General features: G+C 46.9%; 24 protein-coding genes and 1 other annotated feature. All 24 genes read right to left on the reverse strand.

Annotated elements, in window-relative coordinates; all coding sequences use genetic code 11:
* Positions 1–21: 21 nt before the first annotated feature.
* The 24 genes from fusA to ICC18_RS31695 all read right to left on the reverse strand — a co-directional run bounded on the left by fusA (position 22) and on the right by ICC18_RS31695 (position 24679).
* Positions 22–2097: an elongation factor G gene (gene fusA / locus ICC18_RS31580; protein WP_188178387.1), complete on the reverse strand. Its 2076-nt coding sequence runs from the start codon at positions 2095–2097 to the stop codon at positions 22–24.
* 38 nt (positions 2098–2135) lie between these two features.
* Positions 2136–2606, reverse strand: coding sequence for a 30S ribosomal protein S7 (gene rpsG / locus ICC18_RS31585; RefSeq protein WP_134756067.1), 471 nt, complete (start codon positions 2604–2606; stop codon positions 2136–2138).
* Between the two features lie 44 nt (positions 2607–2650).
* Positions 2651–3070 carry a 30S ribosomal protein S12 gene (gene rpsL / locus ICC18_RS31590; protein ID WP_188178388.1) on the reverse strand — a complete coding sequence of 140 codons (420 nt, stop codon included), beginning with the start codon at positions 3068–3070 and terminating at the stop codon, positions 2651–2653.
* A 163-nt stretch (positions 3071–3233) separates the two neighbouring features.
* Positions 3234–3485 carry a ribosomal L7Ae/L30e/S12e/Gadd45 family protein gene (locus ICC18_RS31595; RefSeq protein ID WP_188178389.1) on the reverse strand — a complete coding sequence of 84 codons (252 nt, stop codon included), beginning with the start codon at positions 3483–3485 and terminating at the stop codon, positions 3234–3236.
* A 178-nt stretch (positions 3486–3663) separates the two neighbouring features.
* Positions 3664–7284: a DNA-directed RNA polymerase subunit beta' gene (rpoC, locus tag ICC18_RS31600; RefSeq protein ID WP_282559216.1), complete on the reverse strand. Its 3621-nt coding sequence runs from the start codon at positions 7282–7284 to the stop codon at positions 3664–3666.
* A 61-nt stretch (positions 7285–7345) separates the two neighbouring features.
* Positions 7346–10882, reverse strand: a complete 3537-nt coding sequence (rpoB, locus tag ICC18_RS31605) for a DNA-directed RNA polymerase subunit beta (RefSeq protein ID WP_188178390.1) — start codon at positions 10880–10882, stop codon at positions 7346–7348.
* Positions 10883–11236: 354 nt separating this feature from the next.
* Positions 11237–11836 carry a class I SAM-dependent methyltransferase gene (locus ICC18_RS31610; RefSeq protein WP_188178391.1) on the reverse strand — a complete coding sequence of 200 codons (600 nt, stop codon included), beginning with the start codon at positions 11834–11836 and terminating at the stop codon, positions 11237–11239.
* Positions 11837–11985: 149 nt separating this feature from the next.
* A complete protein-coding gene (rplL, locus tag ICC18_RS31615) occupies positions 11986–12348 on the reverse strand; it encodes a 50S ribosomal protein L7/L12 (protein ID WP_188178392.1) in 363 nt (120 codons plus the stop codon).
* A gap of 51 nt (positions 12349–12399) precedes the next feature.
* The gene (gene rplJ / locus ICC18_RS31620) at positions 12400–12909 is read right to left on the reverse strand and encodes a 50S ribosomal protein L10 (RefSeq protein WP_188178393.1); all 510 of its coding nucleotides are present in this window, start codon (positions 12907–12909) and stop codon (positions 12400–12402) included.
* A 69-nt stretch (positions 12910–12978) separates the two neighbouring features.
* Positions 12979–13134: a sequence feature (ribosomal protein L10 leader region), on the reverse strand.
* Between the two features lie 54 nt (positions 13135–13188).
* Positions 13189–13881, reverse strand: a complete 693-nt coding sequence (rplA, locus tag ICC18_RS31625) for a 50S ribosomal protein L1 (RefSeq protein ID WP_188178394.1) — start codon at positions 13879–13881, stop codon at positions 13189–13191.
* 112 nt (positions 13882–13993) lie between these two features.
* The gene (rplK, locus tag ICC18_RS31630; protein ID WP_188178395.1) at positions 13994–14419 is read right to left on the reverse strand and encodes a 50S ribosomal protein L11; all 426 of its coding nucleotides are present in this window, start codon (positions 14417–14419) and stop codon (positions 13994–13996) included.
* 148 nt (positions 14420–14567) lie between these two features.
* The gene (gene nusG, locus ICC18_RS31635; RefSeq protein ID WP_188178396.1) at positions 14568–15101 is read right to left on the reverse strand and encodes a transcription termination/antitermination protein NusG; all 534 of its coding nucleotides are present in this window, start codon (positions 15099–15101) and stop codon (positions 14568–14570) included.
* Between the two features lie 24 nt (positions 15102–15125).
* Positions 15126–15338, reverse strand: coding sequence for a preprotein translocase subunit SecE (secE, locus tag ICC18_RS31640; protein WP_188178397.1), 213 nt, complete (start codon positions 15336–15338; stop codon positions 15126–15128).
* Between the two features lie 19 nt (positions 15339–15357).
* Complete coding sequence (gene rpmG / locus ICC18_RS31645) at positions 15358–15507, reverse strand: 50S ribosomal protein L33 (protein ID WP_134756045.1); 150 nt, start codon at positions 15505–15507, stop codon at positions 15358–15360.
* Between the two features lie 252 nt (positions 15508–15759).
* The gene (sigH, locus tag ICC18_RS31650; RefSeq protein WP_028557511.1) at positions 15760–16404 is read right to left on the reverse strand and encodes an RNA polymerase sporulation sigma factor SigH; all 645 of its coding nucleotides are present in this window, start codon (positions 16402–16404) and stop codon (positions 15760–15762) included.
* Between the two features lie 119 nt (positions 16405–16523).
* Positions 16524–17036, reverse strand: a complete 513-nt coding sequence (locus ICC18_RS31655) for an NYN domain-containing protein (protein ID WP_188178398.1) — start codon at positions 17034–17036, stop codon at positions 16524–16526.
* 5 nt (positions 17037–17041) lie between these two features.
* Positions 17042–17782: a 23S rRNA (guanosine(2251)-2'-O)-methyltransferase RlmB gene (gene rlmB, locus ICC18_RS31660; protein WP_188178399.1), complete on the reverse strand. Its 741-nt coding sequence runs from the start codon at positions 17780–17782 to the stop codon at positions 17042–17044.
* A gap of 1 nt (position 17783) precedes the next feature.
* Positions 17784–18206 (reverse strand): Mini-ribonuclease 3, encoded by a 423-nt coding sequence (locus ICC18_RS31665; RefSeq protein ID WP_188178400.1) that lies wholly within the window; start codon positions 18204–18206, stop codon positions 17784–17786.
* A complete protein-coding gene (cysS, locus tag ICC18_RS31670) occupies positions 18203–19603 on the reverse strand; it encodes a cysteine--tRNA ligase (protein WP_188178401.1) in 1401 nt (466 codons plus the stop codon). Before cysS ends, ICC18_RS31665 begins: the two co-directional genes overlap by 4 nt.
* Positions 19584–20255 (reverse strand): serine O-acetyltransferase, encoded by a 672-nt coding sequence (gene cysE / locus ICC18_RS31675; protein ID WP_188178402.1) that lies wholly within the window; start codon positions 20253–20255, stop codon positions 19584–19586. Before cysE ends, cysS begins: the two co-directional genes overlap by 20 nt.
* A 598-nt stretch (positions 20256–20853) precedes the next feature.
* A complete protein-coding gene (gene gltX, locus ICC18_RS31680; RefSeq protein ID WP_188178403.1) occupies positions 20854–22308 on the reverse strand; it encodes a glutamate--tRNA ligase in 1455 nt (484 codons plus the stop codon).
* A 43-nt stretch (positions 22309–22351) separates the two neighbouring features.
* On the reverse strand, positions 22352–22837 hold the full coding sequence (ispF, locus tag ICC18_RS31685; protein ID WP_188178404.1) for a 2-C-methyl-D-erythritol 2,4-cyclodiphosphate synthase: 486 nt from the start codon (positions 22835–22837) through the stop codon (positions 22352–22354).
* On the reverse strand, positions 22834–23538 hold the full coding sequence (gene ispD / locus ICC18_RS31690; protein ID WP_188178405.1) for a 2-C-methyl-D-erythritol 4-phosphate cytidylyltransferase: 705 nt from the start codon (positions 23536–23538) through the stop codon (positions 22834–22836). Before ispD ends, ispF begins: the two co-directional genes overlap by 4 nt.
* Before the next feature lie 73 nt (positions 23539–23611).
* Positions 23612–24679 carry a PIN/TRAM domain-containing protein gene (locus tag ICC18_RS31695; protein WP_188178406.1) on the reverse strand — a complete coding sequence of 356 codons (1068 nt, stop codon included), beginning with the start codon at positions 24677–24679 and terminating at the stop codon, positions 23612–23614.
* Between the last annotated feature and the right edge of the window lie 140 nt (positions 24680–24819).

The following is a 24819-nucleotide window of genomic DNA, read 5'->3' on the forward strand; positions in this document are numbered from 1 at the left end:
TAGAGTGACTATTAGTTTATATTAAGCGCCTTTGCCTTTTGCGATAATTTCTTCCGCAATCGACTTAGGTACTTCTTCATAGTGGGAAATTTCCATGGAATAAACACCACGGCCTTGTGTTCTGGAACGAAGCGTTGTGGAGTATCCAAACATTTCGGACAGAGGTACTTTGGCACGGATGATTTGTGCTCCATGACGGTTATCCATACCTTCAATACGTCCACGACGTGAGTTAAGGTCACCCATAACGTCGCCCATGTACTCTTCAGGCACAGTAACTTCCACTTTCATGATTGGCTCTAGAAGAACCGGCTTACATTTTTCTTTAGCAGCTTTAAGCGCCATGGAGCCCGCGATTTTGAACGCCATTTCATTGGAGTCAACATCATGGTAAGATCCATCGACAACTGTTGCTTTGATATCCACGAGAGGGAATCCTGCAAGAACCCCGTTCTTCATGGACTCTTCGATACCCGCTTGAATCGGAGCGATGTATTCTCTTGGAATCGATCCACCCACGATTTTGCTTTCGAATACGAAACCTACCCCAGCTTCTTGAGGTTCGAACTCAACCCAACAATGCCCGTATTGACCACGGCCACCGGATTGGCGAACGAATTTACCTTCAACTTTTGCTGCTGCACGGAACGTTTCACGGTAAGCAACTTGCGGTTTACCAACGTTGGTTTCTACTTTGAACTCACGAAGCATACGGTCAACGAGGATCTCAAGGTGAAGCTCACCCATACCCGCGATGATCGTTTGTCCTGTTTCTTCGTCTGTGTGAGCACGGAAAGTAGGATCTTCTTCAGCAAGCTTTTGAAGAGCGATACCCATTTTATCTTGGTCAGCCTTCGTTTTCGGTTCTACAGCAAGCTGGATTACCGGTTCAGGGAAGTTCATGGACTCAAGGATAACTGGGTTCTTCTCATCACAAAGTGTATCGCCAGTAGTTGTATCTTTCAAGCCAACTGCTGCTGCAATGTCACCTGCGTAAACATCGCTGATTTCTTGACGGCTGTTCGCATGCATTTGCAGAATACGACCAACGCGCTCACGCTTACCTTTAGTAGCATTGAGTACGTAAGAACCGGAGCTCAATACACCAGAGTATACGCGGAAGAATGTAAGACGACCAACGAAAGGATCCGTCATGATTTTGAAAGCAAGCGCTGAGAACGGTTGATCGTCAGCAGACTTACGAATCACTTCAGTACCATCGTCGAGTACACCTTTAATGTCTGGTACATCAACTGGGGATGGCAGGTAATCAATAACTGCATCCAACATCAATTGAACACCTTTGTTTCTGTAAGAAGAACCTGCGATGACCGGGAAGATCTTCACTTCGCAGACACCTTTACGCAGAGCTGCTTTGATTTCGTCGATCGTGAGTTCTTCACCTTCGAGATATTTCATTGTAAGCTCTTCATCAAGCTCAGCAACTTTCTCGACCAGTTCCAATCTCAGTTCTGCGACTTTGTCTTTGAACTCAGCAGGAACTTCCACTTTCTCGATGTCCTTACCAAGATCGTCTTTGTACATATATGCTACTTCTTCAACCAGGTCGATGATGCCTTTGAACTCGTTCTCAGCACCGATCGGAAGTTGAATAGCAACAGCATTTGCACCAAGCTTCTGACGCATGGAGTCAACTACGCCCAAGAAATCCGCGCCGATGATATCCATTTTGTTTACATATGCGATCCGCGGAACGCCGTAACGGTCAGCTTGTCTCCAAACTGTCTCCGATTGCGGCTCAACGCCTTCTTTCGCACTAAATACGCCAACTGCTCCATCCAACACGCGAAGGGAACGCTCTACCTCAACGGTAAAGTCAACGTGCCCCGGGGTATCGATAATATTGATGCGGTGACCATCCCATTGCGCAGTTGTAGCGGCGGAAGTAATCGTAATTCCGCGCTCTTGTTCTTGCTCCATCCAGTCCATCGTAGCCGCACCTTCGTGCACCTCTCCGATTTTGTGAACTCGGCCCGTGTAGTACAAAATGCGCTCTGTCGTAGTCGTTTTACCGGCATCAATATGAGCCATAATCCCGATATTACGTGTGTTTTTTAAGGAGAACTCTCTAGCCATAGGTCGTTATGTCTCCTTTCAGTATTTGAATCTTAATTCTACCAACGATAGTGAGCAAAAGCTTTGTTCGCTTCAGCCATTTTGTGCGTATCTTCACGTTTCTTAACGGAAGAACCTGTGTTGTTGCTAGCATCGATAATCTCGAAAGCCAGTCTTTCTTCCATCGTCTTCTCACCGCGAAGACGGGAATAGTTAACCAACCAACGCAGTCCCAATGTCGTGCGGCGCTCAGGTTTAACTTCAATCGGAACTTGATAGTTCGCTCCACCTACACGGCGAGCTTTAACTTCCAATACCGGCATGATGTTCTTGATCGCTTGTTCAAACACTTCCATTGGCTCTTTACCTGTACGATCTTTCACCAGGTTGAAAGCATTGTATAAAATGGACTGTGCTACCCCTCTTTTTCCGTCGATCATGATGCGATTGATAAGACGAGTAACAAGTTTGCTATTATAAATCGGATCTGGCAATACGTCTCTGCGAGTAACTGGACCTTTACGAGGCATAGTTATCCCCCTTTCTTGAAAGGATCATCCCTATTGGCGATGTCTTATTTTTTAACTTTAGGACGTTTAGTACCGTATTTCGAACGAGCTTGCTTACGGTTGTTAACACCGGAAGTATCCAGAGCACCACGAACGATGTGATAACGTACCCCTGGAAGGTCTTTTACCCTACCTCCACGAATCAATACAACGCTGTGTTCTTGCAGGTTGTGACCGATACCTGGAATGTAAGCTGTCACCTCTACGCGGTTCGTTAAACGAACACGGGCATATTTACGAAGTGCGGAGTTAGGCTTCTTAGGAGTCATTGTACCTACACGCGTGCAGACACCACGTTTTTGAGGAGCGCTCAAATCCGTTGATTCTCTTTTCAAAGCGTTAAAACCTTTTTGCAAAGCTGGGGATTTGGATTTGTCCACCTTCGCTTGACGACCTTTACGTACTAGTTGGTTAATTGTTGGCATATCGCCACCTCCTCCCTACATGTATAACCTTATCGCTTCTTGCAAGCCCACAGATCCAGGCGAGTCGTAAATGAGCAAATGAAAAGTCCTTGCCATGGACACTGTGATACAAGTTTCAAAGAACTCATGCCTCATTGTCCGGTAACAAAAACGTCTTTGAGCTTTATTCATTTACAACAGCTGCTACCGCAGCTCCAACTTCAATTCCACAAGCTTTCCCTAGCATCTTCATAGAATCAACATAGGTGACCGGTATGTCCATCTTCTTACAGAGGCTTACCAGCTTTATCGTTAATCGCGGATCTGCATCTTTGGCAACAAAAACTTCGATAGCCTTACCTTGTTCAACCGTCTTCGTTGCTTTCTTAGCACCGACGCATATATTCTTCGCCTGTTTGACTTTATCATAAGACATAAAGCTCATCCTCCAAAGCGCAGGAAAGAATAGTAACTTAGGCACACTACGATATATTAGCATTTTGATTATGGAGTGTCAAGAAATTACTTGCTCTTCATCAAAACTTCATGAATAACAAGTGAACGGGAAAGCACACTTTGATCCAAGTGGCTTTCCCGCATGACTTCTTTATTCACTATTCGACAGCGACAGTCTCTTTTTCCAAATCTTCGTCTGCTACCAATTCCTCGTTAGGATCCGTAATACGGATGTTCCGATAACGCGGCATTCCCGTACCAGCCGGAATCAACTTACCGATAATGACGTTCTCTTTAAGACCAAGCAATTGGTCAACCTTGCCCTTAATAGCAGCATCGGTCAAGACACGAGTTGTCTCTTGGAAGGACGCCGCGGATAGGAAGGAATCCGTTTCAAGAGAAGCTTTAGTGATACCGAGCAAGATCGGTCTAGCGACCGCAGGCTCGTTACCTGCGAACAGAGCTACTTTGTTAGCTTCTTCGTATTCATGAATGTCTACGAAAGAACCTGGAAGCAGCGTTGTATCTCCAGCGTCAACGATACGGATCTTACGAAGCATTTGGCGAACCATAACTTCGATATGTTTATCGTTAATTTCTACCCCTTGGTTACGGTAAACGCGTTGTACTTCTTGCAGAATGTAGTTCTGTACGCCGCGGATACCTTTGATGCGGAGCATATCTTTCGGGTCGATCGAACCGTCTGTTAACTCGTCACCAGCTTCAATGTGCTGGTTCACGGATACACGTACGCGGGAACCGTAAGGAACTGCATACACTTTGGATTCCGCTTCACCTTGGACTTCGATCTCACGACGGTCCTTAGCTTCGCGAATTTCTTTGATCACACCATCGATCTCAGAAATGATCGCCTGCCCTTTTGGATTACGAGCTTCAAAAAGCTCTTGAATACGCGGCAAACCTTGCGTGATATCATCTCCGGCAACACCACCGGTATGGAACGTACGCATGGTCAGCTGTGTTCCTGGCTCACCAATGGATTGGGCCGCGATAATACCTACAGCTTCTCCGATTTCTACGAACTGCCCTGTAGCCAAATTGCGGCCGTAGCATTTTTTACAAACACCATGGCGGGAACGGCAGCTCAGGACCGAACGAATTTGCAGTTTCTCAATGCCTGCATCGATGATCGCGTCAGCAATACCAGCTTCAATAAGTTCATTGCGCTGTACAATCACTTCACCTGTCTTCGGATGACGGAGAGTTTCAAATGCATAGCGACCTTCAATACGATCGTAGAGATCTTCGATGACCTCTTTACCGTCTTGAATTTTGCTAACTGTAAAGCCTTTATCTGTACCACAATCTTCATCGCGGACAATTACATCTTGCGCAACGTCAACGAGACGACGAGTCAAGTAACCGGAATCCGCTGTACGCAATGCCGTATCGGCAAGACCTTTACGGGCACCGTGCGTAGAGATAAAGTATTCCAAGATCGTCAGACCCTCACGGAAGTTCGATTTAATCGGCAACTCCATGATTTTACCGGATGGATTGGCCATCAGACCCCGCATGCCGCCAAGCTGAGTAATCTGCGATTTGTTACCCCGCGCTTTGGACTCAACCATCATATTGATGGAATTGTATTTATCGAGGGACTTCATCAGAATCTCGGTGATTTCATCCTTCGCTTTACTCCAGATTGCAATGACGCGGTCATAACGCTCTTCGTCGGTAATTAAACCACGACGGTATTGGTTTGTAACTACGCGTACTTTTTCTTCGCAATCTTTAAGAATTGCTTCTTTTTCAGTCGGCACTACAACGTCAGAGACTGCTACGGTAATACCCGCTTTGGTCGAGTAGGTAAACCCGAGTTCTTTGATTTTATCAAGAATGACCGAAGTTTGCGTCGTGTGGTACTTACGGAAGCACTCAGCAATAATGGAACCCAAGTACTCTTTACCTACCGCTTTGTTTTCGCTGCGATCCAACATAATTGCTCTTAGATCAGCGCCTTTTTCGAAAACAAAATGGGAGTCCGGAATACCATTCAACAGGTTCGTCTTCGTCGGTTCATTGATGAACGGGAAGTCACTGGGGAAAATTTCATTGAAAATGATTTTCCCGATTGTCGTAATTAACACCGCGTTTTGCTGCGCTTCTGTAAAGCTCGTTTTGTTCAAAGCTCTTGCAGGAATCGCAACTCTTGCATGTAGAGCCATTTTACCCGATTGGTACGATGAAACTGCTTCATTCACAGTTCTAATAATAGAGCCTGCGCCTTTAGCAAACTTGTTGTCGGTTGTTAAGTAGAAGCTTCCCAGGACCATATCCTGTGAAGGCGTAACAACCGGCTTACCGTCTTTCGGGTTCAAAATGTTACCGGACGCGAGCATCAGCACGCGTGCTTCAGCTTGAGCTTCGGATGAAAGCGGTACGTGAACGGCCATTTGGTCACCGTCGAAGTCAGCGTTATAAGCTGTACATACGAGCGGATGCAGTTTGATGGCTCGACCTTCAACGAGAATCGGCTCAAACGCCTGAATCCCGAGTCTGTGCAATGTGGGGGCACGGTTCAGAAGAACCGGATGCTCCTTAATGACTTCTTCAAGAACATCCCATACATCAGGACTTACGCGCTCAACTTTACGTTTGGCACTCTTGATGTTGTGGGCTAACCCTTTATTCACAAGCTCTTTCATGACGAAAGGCTTGAATAATTCTAATGCCATTTCTTTAGGAAGACCGCATTGGTACATCTTAAGGTTAGGACCTACGACGATAACGGAACGACCGGAGTAGTCAACACGTTTACCAAGCAGATTTTGACGGAAACGGCCTTGTTTACCCTTCAGCATATGGCTGAGGGATTTCAAAGGACGGTTACCTGGTCCGGTTACCGGACGGCCGCGGCGGCCGTTATCGATCAATGCGTCAACCGCTTCTTGAAGCATACGCTTCTCATTTTGCACGATGATGTCTGGCGCACCCAGATCGAGCAATCTTTTGAGACGATTGTTCCGGTTGATAACACGACGATACAGATCGTTCAAGTCGGAAGTCGCAAAACGACCGCCATCGAGTTGAACCATTGGACGAAGCTCTGGAGGGATAACCGGAAGTACATCCAGTACCATCCAGCCAGGTAAGTTCTTGGAGTTACGGAATGCTTCCATAACCTCAAGACGCTTGATTGCACGATTACGGCGTTGACCTTGAGCTGTCTTCAGTTCTTCTTTGAGCGTATCGACTTCACGATCGATGTCGATATCCATCAGCAGTTTTTTCACTGCTTCGGCACCCATGCCAGCTTGGAACGCATAACCATATTTCTCACGGTAGCTGCGGTATTCTTTTTCTGAAAGCAGTTGTTTCTTCTCCAGAGGCGTATCCCCTGGATCCGTTACAACGTAGGAAGCAAAGTAGATAATTTCCTCCAAAGATCTTGGAGACATATCGAGTGCAAGACCCATACGGCTCGGAATACCTTTGAAGTACCAAATGTGGGATACAGGAGCAGCAAGCTCAATGTGACCCATGCGTTCGCGGCGAACCTTTTGACGGGTCACTTCTACGCCGCATCGGTCACAAACGACGCCTTTATAACGGACGCGCTTGTATTTACCGCAATGACATTCCCAATCTTTCGTTGGCCCGAAGATCTTTTCACAGAAAAGACCTTCTTTCTCAGGCTTTAAAGTTCTGTAGTTAATCGTTTCCGGCTTCTTTACTTCCCCACGGGACCAAGAGCGAATTTTATCGGGCGATGCCAAGCCGATTTTCATAAACTCGAAGTTGTTAACGTCCATCAAGGAGCAACCCTCCTTTAAGAATTAAGTGTGCAGCGAATCGTGCTCGATCTATAAGAAAAGATTATTCGACCCCTAATTCGGATCCTTCTAAATTCAGGTTTAATTTATCGCTGGTGACTTCATCATCGTCATCCATTTCTTTCATTTCGATCTCTTCTTCGTTGCCGGATAGGATTTTGACGTCCATACCTAAGCTTTGAAGCTCTTTGATCAAAACTTTGAATGACTCTGGCACGCCAGGTTCCGGAACGTTCTCGCCTTTGACGATGGATTCGTATGTTTTCACACGGCCCACAACGTCATCAGACTTAACGGTAAGGATTTCTTGCAAGGTATAGGCAGCTCCATAGGCTTCAAGCGCCCAAACCTCCATCTCCCCGAAACGTTGTCCGCCGAACTGCGCTTTACCACCCAGCGGCTGCTGAGTAACGAGTGAGTAAGGACCTGTGGAACGGGCATGGATTTTATCGTCAACCATGTGCGCCAATTTGATCATATACATGACGCCGACAGTAACTTCACGTTCAAACGATTCCCCAGTACGACCATCGTACAGAATCGTTTTACCGTTACGCTGCATGCCTGCTTCTTCCATCGTATCGAAGACGTCATATTCACGTGCGCCGTCAAATACCGGAGTTGCCGCGTGGATACCCAGGAATCTCGAAGCCATACCCAAATGCACTTCAAGCACTTGACCGATGTTCATACGGGATGGAACCCCTAGCGGATTCAGTACAACCTCAACCGGTGTACCATCAGGCATGAACGGCATATCTTCCTCCGGAAGGATACGTGCCACAACCCCTTTGTTTCCGTGACGTCCGGCCATTTTGTCACCCTCGGAAATTTTCCGTTTTTGAGCGATATAGACACGAACGAGTTGATTTACGCCAGGAGGCAGCTCATCGCCGTTCTCACGGGTAAATACTTTCACGTCAACAACGATACCGTCGGTACCGTGCGGTACGCGAAGGGATGTATCACGAACTTCACGAGCTTTTTCGCCGAAGATTGCGTGGAGCAATCTTTCTTCTGCAGTCAGCTCGGTTACACCTTTTGGCGTTACTTTACCAACGAGAATATCACCTGCGCCGATTTCGGCACCGACACGGATAATTCCGCGCTCGTCGAGGTTTTTCAAAGCGTCCTCCCCGACGTTCGGGATGTCACGCGTGATTTCCTCAGGTCCAAGCTTCGTATCACGAGCTTCGGACTCGTATTCTTCGATATGAATCGAAGTATAAACGTCTTCTTTTACAAGCTTCTGGCTCAGCAAGATCGCGTCCTCGTAGTTGTAACCTTCCCAAGTCATGAAGGCAACGACAACGTTACGCCCCAGCGCCAATTCACCTTGTTCTGTCGAAGGACCGTCTGCAAGGATATCGCCAACTTTAACCAGATGACCTTTTTTCACAATCGGACGCTGGTTAATGCAAGTACCTTGGTTGGAACGCATGAATTTATGCAATTTATATTTCACGATATTTCCGCTAACCAGCTTACCATCAACCATCTCTTGACGGCGCAGCCAGATTTCATTCGCAGCTGCTTTCTCGATAATTCCGTCAAACTTGGACACAATACATACTCCCGAGTCCTTAGCGACCTTATGCTCCATACCCGTACCTACTAGAGGCGCTTTAGGGATAAGAAGAGGAACCGCTTGACGCTGCATGTTGGATCCCATGAGTGCGCGGTTGGAGTCATCGTTCTCAAGGAACGGAATGAGCGCCGTCGCAACGGAAACAACTTGTTTCGGTGAAACGTCCATGTAGTCGACACGTTCAACCGGTAGCGTTAAGTTATCATCTTTGTAACGAACGATGATCGAATCTTCAACGAATTTACCCTCTTCGGTTAACTCCGCATTCGCCTGAGCGATAACGTAATTATCCTCTTCGTCTGCTGTGAGGTAAGCGATTTGGCTGGTTACGATACCCGTCTTCGGATCCACCCAACGATAAGGGGCTTCTATGAAACCATACTCGTTGATGCGGGCAAATGTAGACAAGGAGTTGATCAAACCAATATTCGGACCCTCCGGGGTCTCAATCGGACACATACGGCCATAGTGAGAGTGATGCACGTCACGAACTTCCATACCTGCGCGCTCACGCGTCAAACCACCAGGTCCGAGTGCGGACAGACGACGTTTGTGCGTCAGCTCAGCCAGCGGGTTCGTTTGATCCATAAATTGTGATAACTGTGAGCTGCCGAAAAACTCTTTAATCGATGCAATGACAGGACGAATGTTGATCAAAGCCTGCGGTGTAATTACGTTGGCATCTTGGATGGACATCCGCTCACGCACAACGCGCTCCATACGGGATAAACCGATACGGAATTGGTTTTGCAGCAATTCACCAACGGAACGTAGACGACGGTTACCCAAGTGGTCGATATCGTCCGTATTTCCGATGCCATGCAGCAAATTAATGAAATAGTTAATGGATGAAATGATATCGGCAGGCGTGATGTTTTTCACGGACTTATCAATAACTCCGTTAGAAATGACTTTCACGACTTTACCATCCTCGGTCGGCGAATAAACATTAATGCACTGAACCGGGATGCTATCCGCATCAGTAACACCATTAGGAATAGAGAACTCTTTGAAGCCGGCACCCTTCTCAATATATGGAAGGATTTCGTCCAATGTACGACGGTCTAACAACTGGCCAGCTTCTGCAATGATTTCACCTGTCTCGGAATCCACCAACGTTTCAGCCAGACGATGATTGAATAATCTATTTTTGATATGAAGTTTCTTATTAATTTTGTAACGACCGACATTCGCCAAGTCATAACGCTTTGGATCGAAGAAACGAGCGACAAGCAAGCTTCTAGCATTATCAAGCGTAGGCGGTTCGCCCGGACGAAGGCGCTCATAGATTTCGATCAACGCTTTTTCCGTAGAATCCGTGTTGTCTTTATCGAGCGTGTTGCGGATATACTCATCGTCGCCAAGCAGATCAAGAATCTCAGCATCCGTACCGAAACCTAAAGAACGAAGCAGCACAGTGACCGGGATTTTGCGCGTGCGATCGATACGAACATAAATAATATCTTTGGCATCTGTCTCAAGTTCCAACCATGCGCCACGGTTCGGAATGACAGTAGCCGTATAAGTTTTTTTGCCGTTTTTATCCACTTTCGTGCTATAATAAACACTGGGTGAACGAACGAGCTGGGAGACGATTACACGCTCCGCACCGTTGATAATGAAAGTTCCAGTGTCGGTCATAATAGGGAAATCCCCCATGAACACCTCTTGTTCTTTGACCTCACCAGTTTCCTTGTTAATCAAACGGACTTTGACTCTTAACGGCGCCGCATAGGTTACGTCGCGTTCTTTGGATTCATCAACCGAATACTTAGGTTCGCCCAAGCTATAATCGATAAACTCCAGTACCAGGTTACCCGTAAAATCCTGAATCGGGGAGATATCCTGGAACATCTCTCTGAGTCCCTCTTCCAAAAACCACTCATACGATTTTTGCTGGATTTCAATCAGGTTTGGAATGCCCAGCACCTCATTAATACGTGCATAAGTCCTGCGTTTACGTCGTCCAAATTGAACAAGATGTCCCGCCAACTTTCATTCACCCCTCAAGTCTACTCAATAAATAAAAAGAAAGAAGAAAAACTTCTACCGACGTACACTCAGGACGCCTCCGTTATTGGAGCCCGTCCGAATCAAGCGACTGTATGGATGGAGGTTTTTCTCTGTTGATCGACAAGACTTTTCCATATATTTCTTCTCATCCTGTTAGAGTTGCCTAAAATTCAAACATTATACGTTACAGTTTAAAATTTTATGCATCTCGGATGAAAAAAAGACTTGACATTTTTGTTAACTAAAGACATGTGTCCCATCTTAATACTGACATTTTTCAATGATACCACATATGAAATGTCAAGTCAAACAAATTTCCTCGAAAATCATTGATTACCTTCTCGTGGCTTTTAGGATCCGATATCCCTTATCTTTGGACACTTCAATGACTTCCCCATAGACAGCTTCAAGCTTCGCCATCGCAGATGGAGCTCCCTGCTTCTTTTGAATGACGACCCAAATGGAGCCGCCTTCAACCAGACAGTCATAGGCATCCGTAAAAATCCGATGTACAACTTCCTTGCCTGCCCGGATTGGCGGGTTCGTCAAAACAACATCAAACTTCTGCCCTTTTACTTTCTCTAAAAGATCGCTTTGCAGAATCTTAACATTCGATATCCCATTACGCTTCGCATTATCAATCGAGAGTTCAATAGCTCTCTCATTGATATCCACCATCGTTACGTGCCCCTTCGGACACATTAACGCAGCACTTAAACCAATGGGACCATAGCCGCACCCCACATCTAGAACCTTGGCATCCTCTTGAAACTCCATCGTCTCAATCAAGTGCTTGCTGCCATAATCTATACCTTTCTTCGAAAAGACGCCGGCATCCGTTGTAAAAGTCAACTCTCGTCCACGCAGCTTCTCTTTCATCGTATGGAGATCGCGCTGAACGGTTGGCCGCTGAGTGTAATAGTGTTCTGACACGTTATGAATTCCTCCTCAATTTCACAACTAGGAAAACCAACGAATAAGGCAGCCAGTAAACTCGGTAGGCTTTCCTATGAGGCAAAATGTAAAATTCGTCAAAAGAACCTCTTGAAGATTAGCTTCAAGAGGTTCTCTAATTTGATAGATTACTTCACTTCTACAGTTGCGCCAGCTTCTGTAAGTTTAGCTTTAACTGCTTCTGCTTCTTCTTGGCCAACTTTTTCTTTGATTGGCTTAGGAGCGCCGTCAACGAGGTCTTTCGCTTCTTTCAGGCCAAGACCTGTGATTTCGCGAACAACTTTAATTACGTTGATTTTGGATGCGCCAGCGTTCATCAAGATTACGTCAAACTCAGTTTGAGCTTCTTCAACTGCTGCTGCGCCGCCTGCTACTACAGCTACTGGAGCTGCTGCAGTTACGCCGAATTCTTCTTCAATTGCTTTAACCAGATCGTTCAGTTCCAAAATAGTCATGCCTTTGATGGCTTCCAAGATTTGTGCGTTACTCATGGTTAAACCTCCGTTATCATTAATAGATTTGTTTGTTGTTATAAAGCTAGATTAAGCTTGACCTTCAGCTTCTTTTTTCTCAGCAACTGCTTTAACAGCAAGTGCAAAGTTACGAACAGGAGCTTGAAGAACGCTAAGCAACATGGAGAGAAGACCCTCTTTGGAAGGCAGATCTGCAAGTGCTTTGATTTGATCGTATCCAACTACGCGGCCTTCGACCACGCCAGCTTTCACGCTCAATTTATCGTTCTTTTTCGCAAATTCAGTCAGAATTTTAGCAGGAGATACAACATCGTCTTTGCTGAAAGCAATCGCTGTAGGTCCAGTAAGGAACTCATCCAGCGCGCTAAGCTCAGCGTTAGCTGTTGCACGTCTTGCCAATGTATTCTTAAGAACTGTAAATTCGATACCAGCTTCGCGCAGGGATTTACGCAACTGAGTTACTTGAGCTACGTTCAAACCGCGGTAGTCGGCTACGATTGTGCAGGAGCTGGATTTAAGCTTTTCTGTCACTTCAGCAACAGCTTGTTCTTTCACTGCAAGAGTTTTCGCGTTTGCCATAGTACACCTCACTTCTTTTGCAATTGTATCTTCGATTTCGCAAACAGTAGGAGCATCAGCATTCCTTATTCCGAAAATAAGAAATGCCTTCGTAGACGCTACGAAGGCATGATGTGTTCACTATTCCCTTGATGTACAAAAGAATCGCAATATATATCATAACACCTCGGTAGGAAATTAAGCCAAGGCGGCACCTACTGTCTACGGTTTGCATATTCACTTTTAAGACCTTAGATAGATTATCATGACCAGCGACCGAAGTCAACTGGATGGTTTTTCTTATCTGAAGGATTGCAGGTTTACACGAACGCTTGGTCCCATAGTGGAAGATACAGCGATGCTTTTCAGGTATACACCTTTAGCAGCTGCAGGCTTCGCTCTGAGAAGGGCATCAACCAATGCTTTGAAGTTTTCGTTCAACTTGTCAGCATCGAAAGATACTTTACCGAGTGGAGCATGGATTTGACCTGCTTTGTCAAGACGGTATTCGATTTTACCAGCTTTGATCTCTTGAACAGCTTTCGCTACGTCGAATGTAACTGTACCGGCTTTAGGGTTTGGCATTAAACCTTTACCCCCGAGAATACGACCCAGTTTACCAACTTCGCTCATCATATCAGGAGTGGCTACGCAAACGTCAAACTCGAACCAGCCTTGTTGAATTTTGTTGATCATGTCTTGATCGCCAACAAAATCCGCGCCAGCTGCTTCAGCTTCTTTCGCTTTTTCACCTTTGGCAAATACGAGTACGCGTTTAGTTTTACCAGTACCGTGTGGAAGTACAACGACGCCACGAACAGCCTGGTCTTGTTTTCTTGGGTCTACACCCAGACGAACTGCAACATCTACAGTCTCATCGAATTTAGCAGGAGCTGTCTTTTTAACAAGCTCGATTGCTTCTGACGGATCATACAAAGTTTCAGCGTTTACGAGCTGAGCGACTTCGCGGTATTTTTTACCGTGTTTAGGCATTTTATATCCTCCTTAGTGGTATTAGCGGATAATCCTCCCACCGAGCGGTCAGTAAGCCGATGCTTACGAAGAAAGTTTTCTACGAAAACTCTTAACCGCATTCCTTACGGAATTAATCTTCGATGACGATACCCATGCTGCGAGCAGTACCTTCGACCATACGCATTGCAGCCTCAACGGATGCTGCATTCAGGTCAGGCATTTTTTGCTCAGCGATTTCGCGAACTTTCGCGCGCTTCACAGTTGCAACTTTCTTCTTGTTAGGTTCACCGGATCCTTTTTCGATACCAGCAACGACGCGAAGAAGAACTGCAGCCGGAGGCGTTTTTGTGATGAATGTAAAGGAACGGTCTTCGAATACTGTAATTTCAACCGGAATGATAAGACCCGCTTGATCTGCAGTACGAGCGTTAAACTCTTTACAGAAAGCCATGATGTTCACACCTGCTTGACCCAATGCCGGACCGATTGGCGGCGCTGGATTTGCTTTCGCAGCCGGAACTTGCAGCTTCACGATTTTAATAACCTTTTTTGCCATGTTGGACACCTCCTTGCCTTAGTGTGGTTAGACGGGCATGAAACCTTGGTCGCATAGGCGAGCAGTTGACGGAGTCAACGACCAGCCCTCCCACTAACGAAGGTCTATCCCGAGGAATAGACCTGGTAGAAAACCTTAATTGTCCTGTTTATAGCTTTTCCACTTGGTTGAAATCCAACTCAAGCGGGGTTTCTCTACCAAACATATTGACGTGTACCTTGAGCTTACCTTTATCCGCCACGATTTCTTCAACCGAGCCAACAAAGTTCGCAAAAGGTCCCACCTTGACGCGTACGGTCTCTTTGAGTTCGAAGTCGATTTTCGCCTTCGGCTCTTCCATACCCATATGCTTCAGGATGGCTTCCACTTCCTCAGGCAATAGTGCAGTCGGTTTAGAGCCGGATCCCGTAGAACCTACGAACCCTGTAACTCCCGGCGTATTGCGCACAACGTACCAAGAGTCGTCAGTTTGAATCATCTCAACGAGGACGTAACCCGGGTAAACTTTACGCATGACGGTTTTCTTTTTGCCGTCTTTGTTCACCAGTTCTTCTTCCATCGGCACTAGCACGCGGAAGATCTTGTCCTGCATTTCCATAGATTCAACGCGTTTCTCAAGGTTGGCTTTCACTTTGTTTTCATACCCTGAATAGGTATGTACGACGTACCATCTTTTTTCCATGAATAAATTCACCTATAGTCCTGTTTATTTAAAAACAAGGCGCAGCAACTCAGAGATTCCAAGATCCAGCACAAAGAAGTAAACGGCAACGAATGTCACTGTACCGATAACGACAAGCGTATAGGTGATCATTTCCTTGCGGCTTGGCCACTTGACCTTTTTAAGTTCTGACCAACTGTCGGTGAAGAAGGAAAACGTGGTTCCGAAGCTTTGTTTCATTCTAGCCAAGAACGCCACAAACTACACCTCCAAAGAACTACCTAGTCTCGCGATGAGCAGTATGTTCATTGCAGAATCTGCAATATTTCTTCAACTCAATACGGTCGGGATTGTTGCGCTTATTTTTAGTGGATGCATAGTTTCTTTGTTTGCAATTTGTGCACGCTAATGTGATGATAACCCGCATGATGTACACCTCCTACAGACACTTTCTAATTAAAGCCCTTCGAAGCGCATCAAAAAGAAAGCGACTTTTAGGGCTACCTGAAATACTTTATCACAATCCACAATGGGGTGTCAAGGAAGAACTATCTCAGTTAGCCTCTATTCTATGTGTCCAGACATGCATTGCAAGAGTATCATCATTATAGACTACGCTTGCGAATGTTAAACGTGCACAAAAGAAAAACACCCGCTCCGCGGATGCTGTTAATAATTACTATAAGTCTCGTACTTCTAAATATCGCTCAAGCTTACGTTTGACACGTTGAAGCGCATTATCAATTGATTTCACATGACGATCAAGATCTACCGCAATCTCCTGATACGATCTGCCATCGAGGTAGAGCATGAGCACACGGCGTTCCAAATCGCTTAATATCTCACCCATCTTATCTTCGAGACCGGTAAACTCTTCTTGATTAATAACCAGTTCTTCCGGATCGGTCACCCGGGAACCGCTAATAACGTCAAGCAACGTTCGATCAGAATCTTCATCATAAATAGGCTTGTCCAATGAAACGTAGGAATTCAGAGGTATGTGCTTCTGGCGAGTCGCTGTCTTAATGGCCGTGATGATCTGCCTGGTAATGCACAGTTCAGCAAAGGCTTTGAATGAAGCCAGCTTGTCCCCTCGAAAGTCACGAATCGATTTATATAAACCTATCATGCCTTCCTGCACAATGTCTTCACGATCTGCGCCAATCAAAAAATAAGAACGCGCCTTCGCACGCACGAAATTCTTATATTTATTGATCAGGTATTCCAGCGCTTCACTACTGCCTTCACGGACTGCTTCGACTATGTCTTCGTCTGGCTTGAGATCATAATCGTACATTCTCAGTTCTTTGAGGTCGACACTCACCAACAATCCCTCCGGCCTGCAGGACTACCCAATTTCACTTTAAGGTTAGGTTAAGTATACATGATGAATTCTGGCACCGTCAACGGGGAACCGCGTCATTTCTAGCATTTGGAGGATTTTCACTCGCCTCTTCGCCATCGTTCAAACAGCTTTTTAACGTCGTCATTCAATTTATCGTCAAAAGGATTCCGTTTTGAAGTCGTCTCCGGATGGATCCGCTCTCGAACTTCTTTACGGCTTTGATTGATTTTGACAAGCAGCTCACCTGCGGGCAGCCGCAGGGCGCCTTTCCCGAAAATGACGTGTTGCTCGATCATATCTGAGGTGGCCACGTAGATTTGCTTGCGACGGCCCATCAAATTCGTGACCAGCCTCTCAATGAGCTCATCGGCTGTTTCTTTCTCTTTCGTATAGAGGACTGCGAGCTTGCTCTGCGTATATTTCTTCCCAAGACCAGGCACCATGTATGCGTCGAATACGAGATACACTTTCATACCGGAGTAGGACTGATATTCGGCCAATATATGAATGAGCTTGTCCCTGGCTTCTTCCAGATCGGTATCCTTCAGCTTGCTTAGCTGGGGCCAAGCTCCGATGATATTGTAACCGTCTACGATTAAAAACTCTTCCATACCATTTAACTCAAAATTCGCTGTCTAACCACTTCATACATCAGCACTCCCGCGGCAACGGAGGCGTTAAGTGAATTGATATGGCCTGCCATCGGAAGCTTGACTAAAAAGTCGCATTTTTCCTTAATGAGCCGGCCAACACCCTTGCCTTCGTTTCCGATAACTAGGGCAATGGGAATTTTGAAGTTCGCTTTATAAACATCTTGCGCCGCGGATACATCCGTACCCGCTACCCATACGCCTTCTTCTTTCAACTGTTCGATCGTCTGGGCAATGTTTGTCACCCGAGCTACCGGGACATACTCAACAGCTCCGGCTGATGTTTTGGATACCGTAGCTGTGAGTCCGACCGAGCGACGTTTAGGGATAATGACCCCGTGCACACCGGTGCAGTCGGCTGTCCGCAGGATGGAGCCTAGATTATGCGGATCTTCGATCTCATCGAGAATGAGAATGAATGGCTCTTCGCCTTTTGCTTTAGCTTTAGCCAAGATATCATCAATTTCGACATACTCATACGCGGCGACCTGTGCGACTACACCCTGATGGACGAGACCTTCCGCCATTTGATCAAGCTTGCGCTTATCCGTAAACTGCACGATAATCCCGTGATTTTTGGCTTCTGCAACAATAGGACCGGCAAATTGCTTTTGCGCATTTTCGGCCACCCATATTTTATTGATGGTTCGACCTGAACGAAGCGCTTCTAAAACGGAGTGTTTCCCGCCGATATATTCTTCTTCCATATCATTTCTCCTTAAGGGCAAAATCCAATATTACCTTCAGTCTCTCGAAGGATTGTTGATAGTACAAATATCCAATTAAGCACTCGAACGCGGTACTGTGCCGGTATTCCAGCACGTCCGCGTTTTTGGCTGTTGTGCCGGACTTGGCATTGCGGCCTCGTTTGACGATGTCGACCTCTTCTTCCGTCAGGATCGGCATAAGCCTCTCCAGCAGCTTCGACTGCGCTTTAGCGGAAACGAACTGCGTCGCCGCTTTATGCAAGTGATTCGGCCGATGATTCGTTCCCGAAATCACATACTGCCGGATATATACTTCGTAGACCGCGTCACCGATGTAAGCCAGTACGAGCGGATTTAGCAGATTCGGGCTTTTGGATGGCGGAAAATGAAACAAGTTCGCAGCTTCGGAAAAGGGATTGCTCATTTGCGGCGCCAGCGTATTCCTTGAGGCGTGTCCTCGAGGAATATCCCTTTCTCTGTAAGCAAATCGCGAATTTCGTCTGCGCGGGTCCAGTTTTTGGACTTGCGCGCTTCCGTGCGCTCTACGATCAGCTTTTCGATTTCTTCGTCGAGCAGCTCGTCGGTTTCATGCGATAGCAGGCCGAGAACTTGATCGAATGCCAGTAATTGGTCTAGGAAAAGCTGCAGCGCGGCAGGATTCACCCGCTCCTGTTGTAAATACAAATTCGCTTCAGCGACTAGATCGAATATGGCGGTAATGGCATCCGGCGTATTGAAGTCATCGTTCATCTTATCGTCGAATTGGCGGGCGATCGCAGCCACGCGATCTTGCAGCGTCCCTTCGATTTCACTTGCCTGTGAGGCTGTGGCTAATCGATGTTTAAGGTTATCGAACGCGTTCTGAATACGCTCCAATCCGTTAGCCGCTTGCTTCAAGCTCTCATCGCTAAAGTTCAGCGGATTGCGATAATGTGCGGAAAGCATGAAAAAGCGGAATACTTGCGGCTTGACTTGTTTAATCAAATCACGGATCAAGATACCGTTGCCTAACGATTTGGACATTTTTTCATTATCAATGTTCAGAAATGCGTTATGCATCCAGTAATTGGCCATCGGGTGACCAGTCGCGGCTTCCGTCTGGGCAATCTCACATTCATGGTGCGGGAACGTCAGATCCATTCCGCCGCCGTGAATGTCGATCGTATCGCCCAAATATTTGCGCACCATTGCCGAGCATTCAATATGCCAGCCCGGGCGTCCCTGGCCCCATGGGCTATCCCAGTAGATCTCTCCTGGTTTCGCGGCTTTCCATAGCACAAAATCCTGCGGGTTCTCTTTGCGGTCGTCAACCTCAATACGGATGCCGTATTGCAGTTCCTCCAGATTTTGATGAGACAACTTGCCGTAATCCGCAAACTTGCTCGTTCTGTAGTATACGTCGCCGCGGCTTTCGTACGCATATTCCGTGTCCACAAGACCAGCAATGAAATCGATAATCTCTTGAATATTCTCCGTTACACGCGGGTGTAGCGTTGCATCATGAACGCCAAGCGCCCTGGCATCCTCTAGGAAAGCCTTAATGAACGTTTCCGCCAGTTGCGGAACCGTTTCACCCATTTCCTCGGCTTTGCGAATCATTTTATCATCAACATCCGTAAAGTTCGTAATGTAGGTGACTTCGTACTTCTGAGACTCCAGATAGCGGCGAACCACATCAAAGAAAATAACAGGTCTGCCGTTCCCGATATGAATATAGTTATATACGGTTGGTCCGCAGACATATAACTTGACCTTATTCGGTTCGATCGGTACGAACTCTTCTTTTTTGCGCGTTAGCGTATTATACACTCTGAGCGTCATGCTCTCTAGCTCCCCCATTCTTTTGCCTCTCAAGTTCGAGCTGAGCTTTCAGCTCATTAATCTGCTGCTGCAGTCCTTCAAACATATCGATAACCGGGTCAGGCAAGTTGGCATGATCCAAGCGATTCACGCGAACGCCGTCCCGCTTCACTAATTTACCCGGTATACACACGACCGTGCTGTTCGGCGGCACTTCTTGGATGACAACAGCGTTGGAACCAACGCGTGAGTTTTCACCAACGGTGAACGAGCCGAGAATTTTCGCACCAGAGCCGATAACCACATTATTGCCAATTGTCGGGTGTCTCTTACCCTTCTCTTTGCCGGTGCCCCCTAAAGTCACGCCCTGGTATAAAATCACATCGTCGCCGATCTCGCAAGTTTCCCCGATCACAACGCCCATACCGTGATCAATAAACAATCGGTTGCCGATTACCGCGCCCGGATGGATCTCGATGCCCGTCATAAAACGACTAAACTGGGAAATAATTCGGGCAATGGTGTACATACCCCGTTTGTAAAACCAGTGGCCGATCCGATGCGCCCAAATGGCATGAAGGCCGGAATACGTAAACACCACTTCAAACCAGCTGCGAGCGGCCGGGTCGTTATCGAATACGGCGGAAATATCGGATTTGATCGATTTCCACATGTTTTCACCTTCTTAGTAGGAAATAAGAGATAAGCAAGTTTGATCGTGTGCAATGTTTTATGCCTCGTTTCCAAAAGGAAACGGGCGATCATGTTTTCCGTAGGAAAACTTCCTTGCGGCCCTGCACAAACGTTCAAGCGTGTCCGCGGTCGGGCGGTCAGCACGGACAAGGACGAAAGCGCTTCTCGCACCAGCCCCCGCTCAAAACGTTCGAGCCCCGCTCCCTCTCCAATTGTTCGTGGTCCAGGGGGCGAAACCCCTGGGCCCCTCCTTCTAGGAGGGTTTGGGAGGTCACAAAAACAAAAAGCCTCCGCAGCCTGTATGGCTGCAGAGGCGTACTAACGCGGTTCCACTCTGCTTGGTGACTCGGAAGTCTCCCAACTCAAATCCCGTAACGTGGGTGTTCCGGCTGCGCCTACGATGCTCTCACGAGATTTCGGCGCGGCAGCTCCCAGGTGCATTTCCGGTTAAAGGGATTGGATAACTCACAGCCGAAGCGAGGGCGCCCCGATTATCCTCTCTGAAAATCCCTAGCTAAACGTACTCTCCTGATCGTTGCTTTTGATATTGTGTTAAGTATAGCGAAAAGAACCTCGTTTTACAATAAGTTCCGAAGACGGGAAGCGACTTTTTCTTTGCCAAGCAGATAAAGCGACATGTTCAGATCCGGACCATGAACCTGCCCCGTACAAGCGGAGCGAATCGACATGAAGAGCTGCTTGCCTTTGAAGCCCGTATCCTTCTGTACTTGCTTCAGCAGTGCCGGAATGGCTTCCGCCGTGAAAGCCTCCGCTTGCTCTACTTGCCCAAGGAAGCTGCTCAGCACCGCTGGCACGTGCTCTTCCTTCAAGACGGCCGCCGCTTCTTCATCGATAACAAGCTCTTCTTGGAAGAAGAGGCTGGATAGCTCGACGATTTCGGCCGCGTAGCGCATTCTCTCCTGATTGAGACCGACTAAAGCGGATACCCATTCCTGTGCCGCTGCATCCGGCTCGCCCTGGATGTATCCCGCTTTTTGCAAATGAGACACACATAGCTCGACGATCCGGGAAAGCGGAGCCTTTTTCAAATAATGGTTGTTCATCCAGTTCAACTTATCCATGTCAAACACGGCCGGACTCTTGGATACGCGATCCAAATCAAACTGGGCGATGAGCTCTTCCTTGGTGAAAATCTCTTCTTCCCCGCCAGGTGACCAGCCTAGCAGCGCGATAAAGTTTACAACGGCTTCCGGCAGGTAACCTAATTCTTTGTACTGCTCGATAAACTGGATGATGGACTCATCGCGTTTACTCATTTTTTTGCGATCTTGATTCAGAATCAACGCGAGATGAGCGAATTCTGGAATCGGAAGCCCCAGCGCTTCGTACATCAAAATTTGTCTCGGGGTGTTGGACAGATGTTCCTCACCGCGAATGACAAGGTTGATTTTCATCAGATGGTCATCAACGATAACCGCGAAATTATAAGTAGGAATGCCGTCAGGACGGGCAATAATGAAATCGCCGATCCCGTTCGAATCGAACTCGACATGTTCACGTACTTTATCTTTAAAAGCAATGATACGGTTTTCCGGAACACGGAAACGTGTGGAAGGAATACGTCCTTCTGCTTGAAAGGCAGCTGCCTGTTCAGGCGTTAAGTTACGGCATCTGCCCGAGTATCCGCCCATCTCTCCGCGTGCTTCCTGCTCCGCGCGCTCTTGTTCCAGATCTTCTTCCGAGCAATAGCAATGGTACGCGTGACCGTCACGAATCAGTTGATCTACATAGGTTTTATAAATATCCAGGCGTTCCATTTGACGATAAGGACCGTAAGGACCTCCGATATCAACACTTTCATCCCACTCTAAGCCGAGCCATCTTAAACCGTTCAATTGATCCGCAATACCGGATTCCTTGTGACGGGTCTGGTCCGTATCTTCAAAACGAACGACGAACGCTCCGCCATGACGGCGTGCTAATAAATAATCGAATAAAGCGGTACGAGCACCGCCAATATGTAAATGTCCGGTAGGACTTGGTGCGTAACGCACACGTAATGGCTGATTCATGTCTAAAGCCCTCTTTTCCCCTTATTTCCTGCTATAATATCTGCTATTCTAGCATATCTCGAATTAAACAAACAACCGTTTGCGCAGCGATGCCTTCGCCTCTTCCGGTGAACCCAAGCTGCTCTGTTGTTGTTGCTTTCACATTCACTTGATCTGGTTTGGCTTCCAGCGCTTCGGCAATAATCTCAACCATTTGCGGAATGTATGGCGCCATTTTCGGCTTCTGCGCGATGATGGTCGAGTCCGCATTGCTAAGGCGGTAGCCTCTATCCTTAGCCAACTGCCAGACGTGCTTAAGCAGCACCAGGCTGTCTGCATCCTTGAATTCCGCTGCGGTGTCCGGGAAATGCTTGCCAATGTCGCCTAAACTGAGTGCGCCGAGAATCGCATCACTAATCGCATGCAGCAGCACATCAGCATCCGAGTGCCCCAACAAGCCTTTCTCATAAGGTATCGTTACGCCGCCAATAATGCACTTGCGCCCTTCCACTAACTGATGAACGTCAAACCCTTGTCCTACTCGAATCATCGATGTCCCTCTCCTCTTACATGTTGTAAAATCCATTCAGCCCAAGGCAAGTCCTCCGGGGTCGTAATTTTAATGTTATAGTAGTCCCCTTCGACCACATGGACGGTTGTCCCCATTCTTTCTACCAGCATGGCATCATCCGTACCAAGGAAGCCTTCGTTCAGAGCTTGTTCATGCGCATCCAGCAGAACGGAAAGCCGAAAAGCTTGCGGCGTTTGGATTGCCCACAAGCTTCTTCTATCTGGCGTTGATTTAATTTGCTTTGCTTCATTCACGATTTTGATCGTATCCTTTACCGGAACGGCCAGAACAGCAGCATCGCTTTCCTGCGCCTTGCGGAAGCATGAGAGCACATGTTCGACTGCCGCAAAAGGTCTCACTCCGTCGTGCACGAGCACCCACTCTGTTCCTGGCTGGAGTGCATCCAGTCCCTTTTTCACCGATTCTTGACGTTCGGCACCTCCGGCTTGTACGCTCGTGACTTTCGTTAGCGCGTAATCCTTTACGTAAGAACTACAACGTTTCATGTCAGTTTCCCCAACAACCAAAATGATTTCATCCACTTCATGTATGTTTTGAAATAATTGCAAGGTATGTACCAGAATTGGCTTCTGACCGAGCTTTAAATATTGCTTGCTTTCAGCCGTTCGCATGCGCGAGCCTTTGCCCGCGGCTACGATGACAACCCCTAGCTTCCCCATATTGTCCCCTCTTCGTTAAGCGCTACTTGCGCTTTCCGCAAGTGTTAAATAACCTCCCCCTATCATACTGGTTTTATTGCGCTTTTTCCAATAGTTTTGGTTTGGCGAAAATCATACGTCCCGCTGATGTTTGCAGCACGCTCGTGACCATGACTTCCAGTGTCGAACCGATAAATTCGCGACCGCCTTCCACCACGATCATCGTACCGTCATCCAGATAAGCGACGCCTTGCCCATGCTCCTTGCCGTCTTTAATGACTTGAACAATAATTTCTTCTCCCGGCAATACAACAGGCTTCACCGCATTCGCAAGATCGTTAATATTCAATACCGAAACACCCTGCAGCTCGCAAACCTTGTTTAGATTAAAATCATTCGTTATGACTTTGCCCTGCAGCACTTTCGCCAAGCGAACCAACTTGCTGTCCACTTCGGAAATTTCTTCGAAATCCCCTTCGTAGATTAGGACTTTAACTTCTAATTCCTTCTGAATTTTGTTTAAAATATCAAGTCCGCGGCGACCGCGATTTCGTTTGAGCAAATCTGAAGAATCGGCAATATGCTGCAGTTCCTCTAACACAAATTCCGGGATGACTAACGTACCTTCGATAAACCCTGTTTTACAAATATCCGCAATGCGACCGTCGATAATAACACTTGTATCCAGAATCTTGTGTTCTTCATATGGACGATGTGTCTGCTTGTCCTGCGACCCGGAACGTACGTTCTTAGTGAGCTGTATAAGCTCTTCTCGCTTACTATAACCTATGCGAAAGCCCATAACTGCAAGTACACCGGCAACGACTACAGGTAAAAAAGGACCGGCCCACGTCGCTTTCTCCAACACGGGAAATGCCAATACTGAGATCAATAGACCGATAACCAGTCCAACGGTTCCCGCCAGCAAATCGGATACAGGAATATTCTCTACATTCCTTTCACCTCGCAGCAGCAGTTTCATCCCGGCGTTCGCCACCCATGCCGCTATCAAAAACATGGTTACCGCACATAAGCTCTTAATCCAGAATACTTGTCCAGCCTCACTCGATACGCCTGCCAAACGGAGTATGGAATCACTCCATTGATAACCTAAACTTCCACCCATGATTGCAAAAATGATTTGTACCCATTTCCTCATCATAGATTCACCTCCATATCAACAATGTTTATGCCTTATTACAATTATGTTCCAATTTATCCATCGCTAATCACGAATCCTCACACAAAATTGAAATATTAGGAAGCTTCCTTTATAATGAAATTGGAAGTTACAAACACACT

The sequence above is a fragment of the Paenibacillus sedimenti genome (assembly GCF_014534655.1).
GTDB lineage: Bacteria > Bacillota > Bacilli > Paenibacillales > NBRC-103111 > Paenibacillus_E > Paenibacillus_E sedimenti.

Excerpts from the sequence above, each read along its gene's own strand:
- rplK (WP_188178395.1), bottom strand. The coding sequence starts at position 14,419 with ATGGCAAAAAAGGTTATTAAAATCGTGAAGCTGCAAGTTCCGGCTGCG.
- ICC18_RS31655 (WP_188178398.1), bottom strand. The coding sequence starts at position 17,036 with ATGGAAGAGTTTTTAATCGTAGACGGTTACAATATCATCGGAGCTTGG.
- rplJ (WP_188178393.1), bottom strand. The coding sequence starts at position 12,909 with ATGGCAAACGCGAAAACTCTTGCAGTGAAAGAACAAGCTGTTGCTGAA.
- rpmG (WP_134756045.1), bottom strand. The coding sequence starts at position 15,507 with ATGCGGGTTATCATCACATTAGCGTGCACAAATTGCAAACAAAGAAAC.
- ispF (WP_188178404.1), bottom strand. The coding sequence starts at position 22,837 with ATGATTCGAGTAGGACAAGGGTTTGACGTTCATCAGTTAGTGGAAGGG.
- ICC18_RS31595 (WP_188178389.1), bottom strand. The coding sequence starts at position 3,485 with ATGTCTTATGATAAAGTCAAACAGGCGAAGAATATATGCGTCGGTGCT.
- ICC18_RS31665 (WP_188178400.1), bottom strand. The coding sequence starts at position 18,206 with ATGAGCAATCCCTTTTCCGAAGCTGCGAACTTGTTTCATTTTCCGCCA.
- ICC18_RS31695 (WP_188178406.1), bottom strand. The coding sequence starts at position 24,679 with ATGATGAGGAAATGGGTACAAATCATTTTTGCAATCATGGGTGGAAGT.
- rlmB (WP_188178399.1), bottom strand. The coding sequence starts at position 17,782 with ATGGAAGAAGAATATATCGGCGGGAAACACTCCGTTTTAGAAGCGCTT.
- gltX (WP_188178403.1), bottom strand. The coding sequence starts at position 22,308 with ATGAATCAGCCATTACGTGTGCGTTACGCACCAAGTCCTACCGGACAT.
- rplL (WP_188178392.1), bottom strand. The coding sequence starts at position 12,348 with ATGAGTAACGCACAAATCTTGGAAGCCATCAAAGGCATGACTATTTTG.
- ispD (WP_188178405.1), bottom strand. The coding sequence starts at position 23,538 with ATGGGGAAGCTAGGGGTTGTCATCGTAGCCGCGGGCAAAGGCTCGCGC.
- fusA (WP_188178387.1), bottom strand. The coding sequence starts at position 2,097 with ATGGCTAGAGAGTTCTCCTTAAAAAACACACGTAATATCGGGATTATG.
- rplA (WP_188178394.1), bottom strand. The coding sequence starts at position 13,881 with ATGCCTAAACACGGTAAAAAATACCGCGAAGTCGCTCAGCTCGTAAAC.
- nusG (WP_188178396.1), bottom strand. The coding sequence starts at position 15,101 with ATGGAAAAAAGATGGTACGTCGTACATACCTATTCAGGGTATGAAAAC.
- cysS (WP_188178401.1), bottom strand. The coding sequence starts at position 19,603 with ATGACGCTCAGAGTGTATAATACGCTAACGCGCAAAAAAGAAGAGTTC.
- rpsG (WP_134756067.1), bottom strand. The coding sequence starts at position 2,606 with ATGCCTCGTAAAGGTCCAGTTACTCGCAGAGACGTATTGCCAGATCCG.
- rpsL (WP_188178388.1), bottom strand. The coding sequence starts at position 3,070 with ATGCCAACAATTAACCAACTAGTACGTAAAGGTCGTCAAGCGAAGGTG.
- cysE (WP_188178402.1), bottom strand. The coding sequence starts at position 20,255 with ATGTGGAAATCGATCAAATCCGATATTTCCGCCGTATTCGATAACGAC.